Raw genomic sequence first — 14,805 nt, 5'->3', positions numbered from 1 at the left:
GAGAGACGGAATTTTGCAATGCCCCTGAAGCCAAGCTGGGTGGAAAGCGCCAATCGCGCCGGCTGCCCGTTTCCTCTAAACAATTTGCCTTGTGGCACCTTCACCGCAGACTGTGGCGACAAACACAACGGCGTGGCGATCGGCGATCGAATTCTCGATGTCACCGCCTTGGAACAACAGGGCGTCATCTCGTTCAAGGGCGGGCCGCTTCTCGATCAAGCAGGATGGAACAAGCTGATGGCTGCCGGGCCGGAAATCTGGGCCTCGCTGCGTGACCAGATCACCCGACTTCTGGAGGAGGGGGCACCTCAACGCACACGGGTGGAGGCTTTCCTCGTCCCGCTGCTGGGCGCGGAGTTGCATCTGCCCTTCCGGGTCGCGGAATACACCGATTTTTATGCTGGGCGTCATCATGCTTTCAACGTGGGCAGCATGTTTCGCGACCCGGAAAATGCGCTACCTCCAAACTGGCTGCATATTCCCATCGGCTACAACGGTCGCGCGTCTTCGGTCGTGGTGTCGGGCACCAATGTTCGCCGTCCCTGGGGCCAGTTGAAGGGTTCGGCCGACGACAAGCCAGTCTTCGCGCCATCGCAGCGCTTCGACATCGAACTGGAAATCGGTGCGGTTATCGGCCTGCCGTCGAAGTCCGGCCAACCGGTGACTGTGGCGGAAGCCGATGCGATGATCTTCGGTTACGTTCTCTTGAACGACTGGTCGGCGCGTGACATCCAGGCCTGGGAGTACCAACCGCTTGGGCCGTTCCAGTCAAAGGCTACAGCCACGACTATCTCGCCCTGGATCGTCATGAAGGCGGCACTCGAGCCCTTCCGCGTCGCGACAACGGCACGCGAAATACCGCTGCTGCCACATCTCGTCGAACCGGGGCCACTGCTCTACGATATCGATCTGGAAGTCAGCATCTCACCTGATGCAAAATCCGAGACGACTGTCAGTCGCACGAATTATCGGGAAATGTACTACTCGGCGGCTCAGCAACTCGCCCATCATACGACCTCCGGCTGCCCAATGAACACGGGCGACCTGCTCGGCTCCGGTACGATCTCCGGACCCCTAAAGGAAAATCGAGGATCCCTACTCGAGCTTAGCTGGGGCGGCAAGGAGCCACTTACGCTTGATGGCGGAGAGACGCGCAGTTTTCTTCACGACAACGACGCCATCACCCTGCGCGGAGCAGCGAAGGGCGACGGCTACATAATCGGTTTTGGCGATTGCACCGGGCGAATCCTCCCTGCGCTTGCCGAACCTTACCTGCGACAAGGATAATTCTATGGCCAAAGCATTTGCTTCGCAAGGCGATCTCGCCGACAAGAATATCAGCTTCACAGAAGTCGGCGAGGGGCTTTACGCCTTTACCGCCGAAGGCGACCCGAATTCGGGCGTCATCATCGGCGATGACAGCGTGATGGTCGTGGAAGCCCAGGCCACTCCGCGCCTTGCGCAAAAGGTGATCGACTGCGTCCGCACAGTCACCGACAAACCGATCAGCCACGTCGTGCTGACGCATTATCACGCCGTCCGGGTGCTTGGGGCGAGTGCCTTCAACGCCGGCCAGGTGATCATGTCGGATGCCGCGCGCAAGATGGTGGTCGAGCGCGGGCAGGAGGATTGGGAAAGCGAATTCCAGCGCTTTCCGCGCCTGTTCCAGGGACATGAGTCCATTCCGGGCCTGACCTGGCCCACTACGACCTTCAGCGGCAAGATGTCGGTTTTCCTCGGCAAGCGTCGCGTCGATATCCTGCAACTCGGTCGTGCCCACACCGCTGGCGATGCCGTCATCCACGTTCCGGACCAGAACGTGATGTTCACCGGCGATATCGTTGAGGCGCATTCCGCCTGCTACTGTGGCGACGGTCATTTTTCCGACTGGAGCGCGACGCTTGAGGCAATCCGCGCCTATGATCTCGCAGCCATCGCGCCAGGCCGTGGCGATGCCGTAATCGGCCGTGACGCGGTGAATGCCGCACTCGATCGAACCAAGGATTTCGTGGAATCGACGTACAAGCCGGTGGTGCGCATTGCCGCCCGTGGAGGCTCACTCCGCGAGGCTTGGGACGCTGTGCGTTCCGAGTGCGATCCAAAATTCAAGGATTATGCCATCTATGAACACTGCCTGCCCTTCAATGTGGCGAGGGCCTACGATGAGGCGCGTGGCATCGACAATCCGCGCATCTGGACGGCCGAACGCGACTTGCAGATGTGGGCAGACCTTCAAGGCTAACGTTCCCGGAGGAGGGATCATGAGAACTCCTGTGACGGAGCGCTATCCGATTGCGTTCCGACTGTATCCTTACGTGAAGTCATCGGACCAGACTGCCGCCGTGCCGGTGAGGCACAAGGTGGTCATCGCCGGTGGCGGTCCGGTCGGCCTGGCAACCGCACTCGATCTCGGCTTGCGCGGCGTTCCGGTCCTCGTTCTCGACGACCAAGAGGGAGCTGGACTCGGGAGCCGGGCCATCTGCTTTGCCAAGCGGACGCTGGAAATCTGTGACCGACTTGGCGCGGGCACTTCCATGCTCGCCAAAGGTGTCCAGTGGAACATTGGAAAAGTCTTTCACGACAGCAGGCTGCTTTATGAGTTCAACCTGTTGCCGGAAGACGATCATGCCTTTCCAGCCTTCATCAATCTCCAGCAGCCGCTGTTCGAGAAGTTTCTCCACGAGGCTATCGTCAAGGCGCAAGGGCAGGGCGCACCCATCGAAATCCGTGGCGGCAACCGCATCGACGACGTTGTGCGACATGAGGATCACGTCACGATCGATGTGATGACGCCGGACGGCCCCTATCTGCTCGAGGCGGATTGGCTGGTCGCCTGTGATGGCGCTCGCTCTCCTATCCGTTCCATGCTGGGTCTTGGCTTTGACGGACGCGCCTTCGAGGACAACTTCCTGATTGCCGATGTAAAGATGAAGGCGGATTTTCCGACAGAGCGCTGGTTCTGGTTCGAGCCCCATTTCAAGTCGGGCGACAGCGCACTGCTTCACAAGCAGCCCGATGACATCTGGCGGATTGATTTCCAGCTTGGCTGGAATATCGATCGGCAGAAGGAATTGCAGCCGGAGAATATCCGTGCGCGCGTTAGCGCCATGCTCGGGCCGGACTTGGACTATGAGCTTGACTGGTGCTCGATCTATACATTCCAGTGTCGCCGCATGGACAAGTTCCGCCATGGGCCGGTTCTCTTTGCCGGGGATTCTGCCCATCAGGTCTCGCCTTTCGGCGCGCGCGGCGCCAATTCGGGAGTGCAGGACGCCGACAATCTCGGCTGGAAGCTGGCCCTTGTGGTCCAGGGATTAGCGCCGGATGCGTTGCTCGATACTTACGACCGCGAGCGCGTCTACGGGGCGGACGAGAATATCGCGAACTCGACGCGGGCAACGGATTTCATCACCCCGAAATCCGCTATTTCAAAGCTATTCCGAAATGCTGTGCTTCAACTGGCGGAGACTGTTCCCTTTGCGCGGACAGTCGTGAATTCCGGCCGTCTGTCCATGCCATGTACGTATGACGGTTCGCCGCTCAATGGTCCGGATGTGGCGAGCCTTCCAGCCCGCACGCGACCGGGAAGCCCGTGCCCGGACGCACCGATTGGCGAAGACTGGTTGCTTCGCCTGCTTGGCGGCAACTTCACCCTTCTCGCCATCGATGCCGATATTCCACCCACATTTTCCGCCCATGGCATTGCGTTGAGCGTGCTCTCGATCTCAGGCCGTGACAACAAGGCCCTCGCCCAACGCTATCTCGGGCAGGCAGCAGGCGCTCTCTACCTTATGCGCCCCGATCAGCATGTGGCCGCACGGTTCGAGCATTTCGATGCCGATGCCATCTCTGCCGCTCTTGGCCGCGCCCTTGGAAAGGATGTAGTGGATGCTTGAGACCAGGCCCAATTTCAACCGGCCCGACGAATCCTATGCGCTTTTGATCAAGGCGCATGAGGGCCTTTCGGAAGCCGAGAGCCATGCCATGAACGCCCGTCTGATCCTCATTCTGATGAACCAGATCGGCGATCATGCCATCATCGCTGACGCGCTCTCTCTCGCACGAAAAGTGCCCGCCGCGACCTGACGGCATTCCATTCTTGCCGTAAGGACGCATGACGGTTTTTCGAGGAATGCCATCCGAATGGCGGCGTGATGCCAGCGAATTGGGACGGAGATGACGGGCTGGCGGCCCAGGGGTCGCGAGTTTTTTGGGAGGGGATCATGTCGACGGAGGCAAGAATGACGCTGCATTTTACGCCCAGTGAAACGCGCATCGAACAGGCGGAAATCGCCCGATTTCGGATCTGGTGCGCAGAAAGGTTCGGCGTTTCCCTGCCAACCCACGACGCTTTTCACCAATGGTCCGTCCTCCAGCGTGGCTCTTTCTGGTCGGGGCTGTGGGACTACTGCGACGTGCAGGGTTACAAGGGCGAAAGGTCTTTGCTTGAAACGGGAAACATTCTGGAAGACCGGTTTTTCCCGGAGGCCAGATTGAACTTCGCAGAAAACCTGCTCGCAAAACGAGGGGGCGACGATGCGCTGATCTTTCGCGGTGAAGACAAGGCCGCGAGCCGCTGGAGCTGGGACAGGCTCACCGAGTCGGTCTCGCGTCTGCAGCAGGCCTACCGGTCGCTTGGCATCGGGCAGGGTGACCGCATCGTCGCGATGTTGCCAAACCTCCCCGAAACGGTAGCCTGCATGCTCGCGGCGGCGTCGATCGGAGCAATATGGTCGTCCTGTTCTCCCGATTTCGGCGAACAGGGTGTGATGGACCGTTTCGGCCAGATCGCACCGAAGCTGTTCCTTACCTGCGACGCCTACTGGTATAACGGAAAACGCATTGATGTTGGCGAGAAGGTGACATCGCTGGAGCCACGGCTCGGCGTACCGGTCGTCATCGTGGACTATTGCCGTGGTGCGGATAGCCTTGCGGCTACGCTGTCGAACGGGTGCACCCTTGAGGCATTTATGTCCGCCCACGATGCCCGCGAACCCGAGTTCGAGCAACTGCCCTTCTCCCATCCGTTGGTCATTTTGTTTTCCTCAGGGACGACGGGCGTGCCGAAATGCATCGTCCATTCGGCGGGGGGGACGCTGCTGCAGCATCTGAAAGAACACCGATTCCATTGCAATCTCGGGAGTGGGGACAGGCTCTTCTATTACACGACGTGCGGCTGGATGATGTGGAACTGGCTGGTTTCCGGCCTCGCGAGCGGGGCCACGCTCTGCCTCTACGATGGCTCTCCTTTCGCGCCTGATGCGAAGGTCTTGTGGGATTATGCCGACCAGGAGCAATTTTCCATCTTCGGCACCTCGGCCAAGTATCTCGATGCTGTCGCCAAGGCAGAGGTAAAGCCACGCGAAAGTCATCGGCTGGACCATCTGACAGCCGTGCTGTCGACCGGCTCGCCCTTGTCGCCGGCCAGCTTCGACTATGTGTACCGCGATATCAAGCCCGATGTGAGCCTCGCCTCGATGTCGGGCGGCACGGATATCGTTTCCTGCTTCGTGCTTGGCAACCCGGTGAAGCCGGTCTGGTCAGGCGAAATCCTGGGGCCTGGGCTTGGCATGGCGGTCGAGGTTTTCGACGACCACGGCCAGCCGCTGGAAAGCGGCAAGGGAGAGCTGGTCTGCACCCGTGCCTTCCCTTCGATGCCACTCGGCTTCTGGAACGATCCGGACGGCTCGCGCTTTCACGCCGCCTATTTCGAGCGCTTCGAAAACTGCTGGTGCCACGGGGATTTCGCGGAATGGACCACCCATGGCGGCATCGTCATCCATGGCCGCTCTGATGCCACGCTGAACCCCGGCGGTGTGCGGATCGGCACGGCCGAGATCTACAACCAGGTTGAGCGGATCGCCGGGATCGAAAGTGCTGTCTGCATCGGCCAGGACTGGGACAACGACGTTCGCGTAGTCCTTTTCGTCAAGCTCTGTGCCGGCGTGACGCTCGACGCGGCCCTGACGCAGACGATCAGGCAACAGATACGAACCGGCGCCTCACCGCGCCACGTGCCGGCGAAGATTATCGCCGTTGCGGATATCCCTATGACCAAGACCGGCAAGGTGGTCGAGCTTGCTGTGCGTGAGGTGGTGCATGGGCGTCCGGTCAAGAACGAAGAAGCATTGGCCAATCCGCAGGCCCTTCGGTTCTTCGCCGATCTGGCGGAGCTGGCTGGCTGATGCGAAGTGTTCCTGGACACGCGGTGTTTTTCGAGTCCTTCGATAGCCCTTTGACCGGGACGTTTACCTCCCGGTCCCTGACTGGCATCAGTTTTGAGTGGACGTCAGCCCTGCATCGAGGGCATTAAGAATGCGTGCGACATCGGCCTTGGAAATGATCAGCGGTGGCGACAGGATGATGTTGTTACCCGAGGTGCGGATCATCACGCCGGCGTCATAGGCGCCCTTGTAGATCTTACTCACGACATCCTTTCCGGCTGGCGTCTTGTCGTCCCTGTTGGCGACGAGTTCGAGTGCGCACATCAGGCCCTTGCCGCGAACATCGCCGATGACTGGGTGACGCGCCTGCAAATCCTTCAGGCCATCGAGCAGTTCCACGCCGCGCGCGGCGGCATTGGCGGGGAGATCTTGCTTGATCGTTTCGGCAAGGCAGGCGATGGCGGCTGCTGCCCCGACCGGGTGACCGGAATAGGTATAGCCATGGCCGATGCTGCCCATGGTCGTCCGGTCTGCTTCGAAAACCTCTGCGATGCGGCTACCGATCATCACGGCGCCGAAAGGGAAGTAGCCGTTGGTGATGGCCTTTGCCGTGCACATCAGATCCGGTTTAACGCCCCAAAGCCGGCTTCCCGACCATGCACCGGTGCGGCCGAAGGCGGTGATGACCTCATCGGCAATCAGCAGGATACCGTTCTTGTCGCAAAGCGTGCGCAGTCCAGGCATCAAACTTTCATGCGGAACGATGACGCCGCCAGCCCCGAGCACCGGTTCCATGATGAGGGCGGCGATCGTGTCGGCACCGTTGAAGGCGATCTCGTCGGTAAACTGTCGGACGATAGCATCTGCGATCAGTTTCGGATCGTCGGTATGAAACGGATTGCGATAGGCATAAGGTGCTGCCAGATGGATGGTGCCCGGCAGGAGCGGCTCGTAGGCCCGACGGAAATTCTGATTGCCGTTGACGCTGGCGCCCCCGAAATGTGTGCCGTGATAGCCTTTCTTCAGCGAAACGAATTTCGTCCGCTCCGGTTGGCCGTTGATCTTGTGGAACTGCCGTGCGAGGCGAAGCGCGGTTTCAACGCTGTCGGAACCACCAGATGTAAAGAAGCTGCGCACCATTCCATCGGGGGCAAAGAATTCGGCCAGAGCCACCGACAGTTCGATCAACGGCCCGTTCGTGGTGCCGCGGAAAGCCGAGTAATAGGGAAGTTCGTTCAACTGAGCCGTGATCGCATGTTTGATCACATCGCAGGAATAACCGAGATTAACGTTCCAAAGGCCTCCGACGCCATCAAGCAATCGGTTTCCATCTATGTCGATGATCTCCGCGCCGTCACCCCCGGTAATGATCGTCGGAGGGTTTGCCCGCATTTCCGCAGGATGCGCCATCGGATGCCAGACATGGCGGGCGTTGTGTTCAGTCAGAAAATTGCTGTCGGCCATTGCAGGGCTCCTTGAAGTTTTTGTTCAGGCTGAAAGCAACGAGAGGGCGCGTTCATAGCTGGAATGCGGGCTCGTGACGTCGAAATGCACGCAGGCCATGCCGGCCGCCTCGCCGCCACGAATGTTCTTCAACTGGTCATCGACAAATACGCAATCCCCCGCGTCGATCGAAAGGCCTTCGGTGATGAAGGCAAAGGCGCGTGGATCTGGCTTCAGGATTTCAGTGTAGGTTGCGTCAACGATCAGGTCGAAGCTGGCGAGGAAAGGCAGTCTGGTGCGGAACTCCTTGCCGTAGAAGAGATCGAGTTCGTTGGACAGTATGGCTAGCAGATGACCGTCCCGCTTCGCTGCGGAGATCGCTTCGAGTGCTTCCGGGCGGACGACTTCCGATGGATCGTTGCCGCGAACGGCGCTCAGGAACGGCGGCAGCGTCTGCCAGTCCTTGCCGACGAGCTGCCCGGTTTCACGAGCACGGGTCATCCAGTAGTCGCGCTCGGTGATGATGCCTGCCTGCATCTCGCGCCAGAGAGGGTCCGTCTCGACGTCAAAGGGACCTCGCCATGTCAGGGTCCCTGCGGCAAGGCCCAGGGCTTTTTCGCTCAGGTCGTGTGTTTCGAACATCGTCTTCGAAATCACGCCGCCAAAATCCAAAACCAAAGCTCGTTGAGCCATCTATGCATTCTCCCTTATCTTCTTGAGAAAAGTGTTTGGCGGTTCGCCGCCCATTGCCCGTGTTGCAGCTATTGAAGCGCGCAACACTGCTTTTTTCACCTCGCGTTCCAGCTCCGGTGTCATACGGGTTGAAACGCACGCTGCTGAAATCGTCGCCTGAATCTTGCCATGCCAATCAAAGATGGGGGCGGCGATGCCCGTCACGTCGTCTTCGAAGCTCCGGCTTGACAGGGCACATCCGTTTTTCCTGATCTCATCCAGCCGCTGCCGCAGTTCCTGCTCCGATTTGACAGTCGCGTCGGTGTAGGCCTTCGAGATGTTCAGGCGTCGCAGCACGTCGCTGACGATCCCTTCGTCCGCATGGGCTAGATAGACTTGACCCGACGCCGTGGCATGGACGGGGAGCGGTTGCACGGGGTCGATGAAGACACGCGTTGATCTGCGTGGTTCTGCAATTGCGATCGTCGTCATATCCTTGCCTGAAAACAGGCAGGCGTGTGTCGATTCTCCAACCTCTTCGGTTAGCTCTTCCAAAAGGGGCTGCAGGACCGCGACGACCGGGAAACCGGCTTCACGAATACGCGCAAGGCGGAGCACCTCCGTTCCAAGCCGGTACTTCTTCGTTTCCGGATGCTGCTCCACAATTCCACCGAGAACCAATGCACCGAGGATTCGCATGGTCGTAGCCTTGTCAATTTCGGCTGCGCGGGCGAGATCGCTCAACCGATGCTCCGGTTGGTCTGGGGAGAAAAACCTTAGTAAATTCATCGCCTTGTCGATCGCCTTGATCGTCGAGCCCGAATGTCTTGCGTTGCAGTCGGTCATTTTTTCAGCCTCACCCTTGCTAGATACTTGACAGAAACTAGTCGCAGATGCAACAATTTTGAAACAGCGTATATAATAATGAACCGACGCGCAGATTACTGGAGGTATCCCGTGCAGTCAGTCCGGCAGCGGCCACACCAGGTCCTCGAGCGCGCGCCATATATCGCGACCGCGAGACCACATGGATTCAGCTGTTGGCGTGATCAACGCTCTTTCGATACCGCATCAGGCGCCTCACCGTCGGAGGACTGTGCATCGAGTGTCGACCCGTCTCACCCTTCAGAGAAAGGGGAGAAAGACGCTATTGTTCAGAAGTGCAGCCAGCTTACCACGAACAAAGCGTAACAATGGAACGGCCCGAGGAAGGCCGTTTCACGGTGCAGGTCGCATGTAAACTCTACCACCACGTCGAGTTCGGTCCCTGGGACAAGCCTGCAGTTGCAATTCAAAAAAAGCGAATGAAAAAATAAGGGAACAGAAAAATGAACGCTTCAAAAACCATTCTGGTGATCGGCACATACGATACCAAGGATCCCGAGCTTAATTACGTCGCAGACTGCATCAGGAAGCTTGGTGGAAACGTCATCTCGATGGATGTAAGTGTGCTGGGCGATCCGGCGCACCCGACGGACATATCGAAGCATGATGTGGCAGCTGCGGTTGGCAAGACAATCGATGATGCCGTATCCACCGGCGATGAAAATCATGCCATGCAGATCATGGCGGCTGGCGCATCCGTACTTTGCGCAAAACTCCATGCCCAGGGCCAAATTCACGGCATGATCGTCCTAGGCGGGACCATGGGCACCGACCTTGCGCTCGATTGCGCGCGGGCGCTGCCGATCGGCGTACCTAAATATGTCGTATCGACGATCGCCTTTTCGCCGCTGATCGCGCCGCACAGGCTTTCCGCGGATATACAGATGATCCTCTGGGCGGGCGGTCTTTTCGGCCTCAATGACATCTGCAAGGCAACGCTCAGCCAGGCCGCTGGCGCCGTGTATGGGTCTGCTCTCGCTGTCGAAGCACCCGACCCGGATCGCCCGGTGATCGGCATGATGAGCTTTGGCTCTTCAGCGCTGAAATACATGGTGCACCTGCGTCAGCCGTTGATCGATCGTGGTTTCTCCGTCGCTGTTTTTCACGGAACCGGCATGGGCGGCATGGCGATGGAGAGCCTCGCCGAACAAGGCTATTTCGCAGCCGTCCTCGAACTGGCTGTCGCCGAGATCGGCAACCTCATGGTCGGCTCGGTCGTCAACGCAGGCGCCAATCGCATGACGGCCGCCTGTCGTCTGGGCACGCCAATGATTGCCGCGCCGGCTTTCGGGGACATGATTGACTTTGCAACCTGGCAGCCCGTGCCGGAGCGCTTCCGCGACCGACCCTATTACGCGCATAACCGGCTCATCGCGTCCGCGTCGCTTTCAGGCGAGGAGCGTCGTGAACTCGCCCGCGAGGTGGCTAGACGACTGAATCAATCGAAAGGCCCTGTTCATTTTGTTCTCCCGACTAAAGGCGTTCATGCCTGGGACGTTGAGGGCATGCCGGCGCACGATCCGGACGCACTCGCCGACATGGTGGACGAATACCGGAAGGTGATGATCGATCCGATCGAACTTTCTGTGCTCGATTGCCACATCAACGATTTGGCCTTTTCAGAGAAGGTGCTCGAGGTTATCGACCGGTGGATCGCCGACGGCACCATCAAGATGACGCGGTGAGGCTTTGATGGATCCGCGCTATTCAATTCTCTTCGAGCCGCTCAAGATCGGGCCGGTCACCGCGCCGAACCGCTTGGTATCGATGCCGCACGCGATAGGCCATAGCTACTTGATGCCAAACGGAGCCATTGGCATCCGCGAAACCCGTGCCGAGGGCGGCTGGGGCATCGTGGCAATGCAGCTGAGCGAAATCGATCCGACCTCGGATCTTGCAGGTCTGCCATACGAGCGGCTCTGGGACGATGGCGACGTGTTCTCGCATGCACGCTCCGTCGAGCGCATTCACGCCCATGGCGCGCTTGCCTCCATCGAGCTTGGGCACACAGGGATTCGCTCTCGCGGAATCTCAACCGGCTATCCGGCCATGGGGCCATCCGTTGTGCCTATCCTGAAACCCGAAATGCCCTTTATGGCCAAGGCCATGGATAGGGAAGATATCAGGAACCTCCGACAGATGTACCGGGCAGCGACCCGCCGGGCAAAGGGTGCCGGCTATGACATCGCTTATGTCTATGCCTCGCACGACGCCTCAATCCTGTGGCACTTCCTGTCTCCGGCCTATAATTACCGAACGGACGAATATGGTGGAAGCTTCGAAAACCGGCTGCGACTGTTCCGCGAGGTGCTGGAGGAAACCAAGGAGGAAGCGGGCGATGACATGGCGGTTGCGGTGCGCTTCGCCGTGCACGAACTGACCGGTCCGAGGCGTATCCTGAACAGCGGCGAGGGCAGGGAGGTTATCGAGGCGCTCGCCGATCTACCCGACCTTTGGGACGTGAATGTCTCATCCTGGAGCCGCGACAGCGGAACCGCCCGCTATGATGCTGAAGGTTTTCAGGAGGAGTTCACCAGCTTCGTCAAGCAGGTGACCGGCAAGCCGGTCCTGGGCGTCGGACGCTTCACCTCGCCGGATGCGATGGTAAGCCAGATCAAACGCGGTGTGCTCGATCTTATCGGGGCTGCTCGTCCCTCCATTGCGGATCCGTTCCTGCCTGCGAAAATTCGCGAGGGCCGCATCGAGGATATTCGCGAATGCATCGGCTGCAACATGTGTGTCGCTGTGGAGACGATCGGGGTTGAGCTGCGATGCACGCAGAATCCGACGATCTCAGAGGAATGGCGGCGGGGCTGGCACCCGGAGAGAATCCCTGCGGCTGACGTCGCCAAGATCGTGCTGATCGTGGGTTCCGGTCCAGCCGGGCTTGAGGCGGCGCTTGTTCTCGCCAAGGCGGGGCACGACGTGACCGTGGCCGAACGCGCCGAAGAGATGGGCGGTCGTTCTGCCCGGGAAGCCCGGATCAAGGGGCTTTCTTCCTGGGGGCGGGTCAAGGACTACCGGCTCTACCAGCTCCAGCAGATGCCCAATGTAAACCTTTATCCCGGCAGTGAGATGGATGCAGACGGTATCGCCGATTTCGGCGCGGATCATGTTCTGCTCGCAACCGGAGCGCCGTGGCGCGGCGATGGGGCCGGGCGAACGAGGCTTGTGCCCATTCCCGGCTTCGACGGTACAGCTTTATCGCCTGACGACATCATGAATGGCGCAGGCGTCGGCGCCTCCGTGGTCATCTACGACGATGACCACTACTACATGGCCAACTCCCTAGCGGCTGACCTGGCGGCTAAGGGGAACGAAGTGCACCTCGTTAGCCCCATGCCCGCGCTTTCGGCGTGGATGGGACACACACTCGAGCAGCCGCGCATGATCGCCGAGATGAAGGCGGCCGGTGTGCGGATGTATCCGAACAGCGTGGCGATCGGCTGGACCGGGGAGGGGCTTTCGGTCAGCCGGGGCGACACCGGCGAGCCGCAGCCGCCGATCAGGGCTGCGACACTGGTCGCAGTGGGGACCCGGCTGCCGGACACCAGCCTTGGCGACGCTCTTACCGCGCGCGGTCTGTCTTTCCGCACCATTGGCGACGCGGAATGTCCGGGCGTCATCCAGGGCGCGGTCTATTCCGGCCATCGCCATGCGCGCGAACTACTGGGCACGGAGCCCGAAGACCGGATTTTCAAACGCGAGCGACCGACACTTTTTCTTTAGGCTCGGAGGGATCAAACACTATGCCGCTGAAACGAACACCACTCTATCACGCCTTCAAGGCGCGCAATGCCGAAATGACCGAGAAGGCCAACTTCTTGACCGCCAACGTTTTTTCCGACGCCAGGTCGGAACACGAGGCGGTACGGACCGCTGCAGGATTGTTCGAGATCTTCGGGCAGTTTCTCATGGAGGTCGCAGGCGTCAACGCCGAGACCTTTTTGAATGAAACCTTCGTGGCGGATATGACGAAGGTGGCTCCGGGCAAGGGTGTCTATGGCGGTATCCTGAATGACGAGGGCGGCTTCATCGACGATGTCATCACCTATCGCCCGTCACCGGATCTGTTCTGGGTCGTTCCAGCGCCGCATCGTGTCGAGAAGGTCGAAGCCTATCTGAAGAAACGTGCAAAACCTTATGGCGTGCATGTCGTTTCGCTCGGATATCGCTATGTCTCGTTGTCCCTCCAGGGTCCGCAGTCGCGTGCATGCCTGGAAAGTGTCACCACTGTGGACGTATCCAGCGAAGCGCTTCCCGCCTTCGGCGTCGTCAAGACGACGGTGGCCGGCATTGATGGGGTGATCGTGACCCGAACCGGGTTCACCGGCGAACTCGGCTACGAACTCTGGGTGCCGACCGAACACATCGAAAGCTTTTACGACACCTTCCTGGAGGCGGGAAAGCCGCTTGGGCTCGTGCCATGCGGGGCAGGGTCGATGGGCTCACTTCGTATCGAGAAGCGCTTTCCGATCTGGGGCCGGGATATCGGTGAGGATACGACACCGGTCGAGGCAGGTCTTTCCTGGACAATCAGGCCGAAGGACGCGTCCTACCCCGGCAAGGAGATCGTAGAGCAGCAAAAGCGGGATGGCGCCGAGCGCATACTCGTCCTGCTTCAGCTCCCTGCCGGTTCGACCGTGCCTGCCATCGGAACAACGGTAAAGCTGGGCGGTGACGGAATAGGCAAGGTGACTTCCGCCGCCTATGGACACACCGTCGGATATGGGATCGCACTCGCCTATGTCCAGTTCGCCTGCGCGCAGGAGGGGCAGGTGCTGACGCTGGGAGACGGGACCTCGGTCGCAGTCCATAGAACCGCAGTCTACGACCCCAAGTCCACCCGATCGCGAGCATAAGCAGGAGAACCGATCCATGAAAATTCTGGTCACAGTCAAGCGCGTTGTCGATTACAACGTGAAGATCCGCGTCAAGCCGGATGGTTCCGGTGTCGAGCTTGCCAATGTGAAGATGTCGATGAACCCGTTCGACGAGATTTCGGTCGAAGAGGCTCTGCGGCTGAAGGAAGCCGGCAAGGCTTCGGAAGTCGTCGTCGTCTCGGTCGGCCCGGCCAAGGCCGAGGAGACGCTGCGCACGGCGCTGGCGATGGGTGCCGACCGGGCGATCCTGGTCGAGACCGACGATCAGGTCGAGCCACTTACCGTTGCCAAGATCATCAAGGGTGTCGCCGAAGCCGAACAGCCTGGCCTGATCATCGTCGGCAAGCAGGCGATCGATGACGATTCCAACCAGACCGGCCAGATGCTGTCGGCCCTCTTGGGCTGGGCACAGGGCACCTTTGCCTCCAAGGTCGAGATCGGTGACGGCAAGGCGCAAGTGACGCGCGAAGTCGATGGCGGTCTGCAGACCATCGAGATCAAGCTGCCGGCCGTCGTTACCACCGACCTGCGTTTGAACGAGCCGCGTTATGCCTCGCTGCCCAACATCATGAAGGCCAAGAAGAAGCCGCTCGACAAGAAGTCACCGGCCGATTTCGGCGTCGACACCGCGCCGCGCCTCAAGGTGCTGAAGACCGAGGAGCCCTCGGGCCGCAAGGCCGGCATCAAGGTCAAGACGGTCGCCGAACTCGTCGACAAGCTCAAGAACGAAGCCGGCGTCCTCTAATAAAGCCCAGAAA

General features: G+C 59.8%; 12 protein-coding genes. 9 read left to right on the top strand and 3 right to left on the bottom strand.

Annotated elements, in window-relative coordinates; translation table 11 throughout:
* The first annotated feature begins 18 nt into the window (after positions 1 to 18).
* The 5 genes from fahA (at position 19) to FFM81_RS27490 (ending at position 6,185) form a co-directional block, all read left to right on the top strand.
* A complete protein-coding gene (gene fahA, locus FFM81_RS27510) occupies positions 19 to 1,287 on the top strand; it encodes a fumarylacetoacetase (RefSeq protein WP_138385543.1) in 1,269 nt (422 codons plus the stop codon).
* Positions 1,288 to 1,291: 4 nt separating this feature from the next.
* Complete coding sequence (locus tag FFM81_RS27505) at positions 1,292 to 2,242, top strand: MBL fold metallo-hydrolase (protein ID WP_130775895.1); 951 nt, start codon at positions 1,292 to 1,294, stop codon at positions 2,240 to 2,242.
* A gap of 19 nt (positions 2,243 to 2,261) precedes the next feature.
* On the top strand, positions 2,262 to 3,896 hold the full coding sequence (locus FFM81_RS27500) for an FAD-dependent oxidoreductase (protein ID WP_138385544.1): 1,635 nt from the start codon (positions 2,262 to 2,264) through the stop codon (positions 3,894 to 3,896).
* Positions 3,889 to 4,086, top strand: a complete 198-nt coding sequence (locus FFM81_RS27495; RefSeq protein ID WP_138385545.1) for a DUF2783 domain-containing protein — start codon at positions 3,889 to 3,891, stop codon at positions 4,084 to 4,086. Before FFM81_RS27500 ends, FFM81_RS27495 begins: the two co-directional genes overlap by 8 nt.
* A 155-nt stretch (positions 4,087 to 4,241) precedes the next feature.
* Positions 4,242 to 6,185 carry an acetoacetate--CoA ligase gene (locus tag FFM81_RS27490; RefSeq protein ID WP_138385546.1) on the top strand — a complete coding sequence of 648 codons (1,944 nt, stop codon included), beginning with the start codon at positions 4,242 to 4,244 and terminating at the stop codon, positions 6,183 to 6,185.
* An 87-nt stretch (positions 6,186 to 6,272) separates the two neighbouring features.
* Here the strand turns inward: FFM81_RS27490 and FFM81_RS27485 are convergent, their stop codons facing one another.
* The 3 genes from FFM81_RS27485 to FFM81_RS27475 are packed head-to-tail and all read right to left on the bottom strand — an operon-like array spanning position 6,273 to position 9,125.
* On the bottom strand, positions 6,273 to 7,628 hold the full coding sequence (locus FFM81_RS27485) for an aminotransferase class III-fold pyridoxal phosphate-dependent enzyme (RefSeq protein ID WP_138385547.1): 1,356 nt from the start codon (positions 7,626 to 7,628) through the stop codon (positions 6,273 to 6,275).
* 24 nt (positions 7,629 to 7,652) lie between these two features.
* The gene (locus FFM81_RS27480; protein ID WP_138385548.1) at positions 7,653 to 8,300 is read right to left on the bottom strand and encodes an HAD-IA family hydrolase; all 648 of its coding nucleotides are present in this window, start codon (positions 8,298 to 8,300) and stop codon (positions 7,653 to 7,655) included.
* Positions 8,301 to 9,125 carry an IclR family transcriptional regulator gene (locus FFM81_RS27475; protein ID WP_138385549.1) on the bottom strand — a complete coding sequence of 275 codons (825 nt, stop codon included), beginning with the start codon at positions 9,123 to 9,125 and terminating at the stop codon, positions 8,301 to 8,303. It lies immediately after the preceding gene.
* 482 nt (positions 9,126 to 9,607) lie between these two features.
* Here FFM81_RS27475 and FFM81_RS27470 point away from each other — a divergent pair, with 482 nt between their 5' ends.
* Genes FFM81_RS27470 through FFM81_RS27455 form a run of 4 tightly spaced genes read left to right on the top strand, consistent with a single transcriptional unit; the run spans position 9,608 to position 14,792 of the window.
* A complete protein-coding gene (locus FFM81_RS27470) occupies positions 9,608 to 10,849 on the top strand; it encodes a Tm-1-like ATP-binding domain-containing protein (RefSeq protein ID WP_138385550.1) in 1,242 nt (413 codons plus the stop codon).
* 7 nt (positions 10,850 to 10,856) lie between these two features.
* Positions 10,857 to 12,893, top strand: a complete 2,037-nt coding sequence (locus tag FFM81_RS27465) for an oxidoreductase (protein WP_138385551.1) — start codon at positions 10,857 to 10,859, stop codon at positions 12,891 to 12,893.
* 20 nt (positions 12,894 to 12,913) lie between these two features.
* Positions 12,914 to 14,026 (top strand): aminomethyl transferase family protein, encoded by a 1,113-nt coding sequence (locus FFM81_RS27460; RefSeq protein ID WP_138385552.1) that lies wholly within the window; start codon positions 12,914 to 12,916, stop codon positions 14,024 to 14,026.
* A 16-nt stretch (positions 14,027 to 14,042) separates the two neighbouring features.
* On the top strand, positions 14,043 to 14,792 hold the full coding sequence (locus tag FFM81_RS27455; RefSeq protein WP_130775886.1) for an electron transfer flavoprotein subunit beta/FixA family protein: 750 nt from the start codon (positions 14,043 to 14,045) through the stop codon (positions 14,790 to 14,792).
* The last annotated feature ends 13 nt before the right edge of the window (positions 14,793 to 14,805 follow it).

The sequence above is a fragment of the Rhizobium hidalgonense genome, assembly GCF_005862185.2.
Classification (GTDB): Bacteria; Pseudomonadota; Alphaproteobacteria; order Rhizobiales; family Rhizobiaceae; genus Rhizobium; species Rhizobium hidalgonense.
This window is presented reverse-complemented; position numbering and strand designations above follow the sequence as displayed.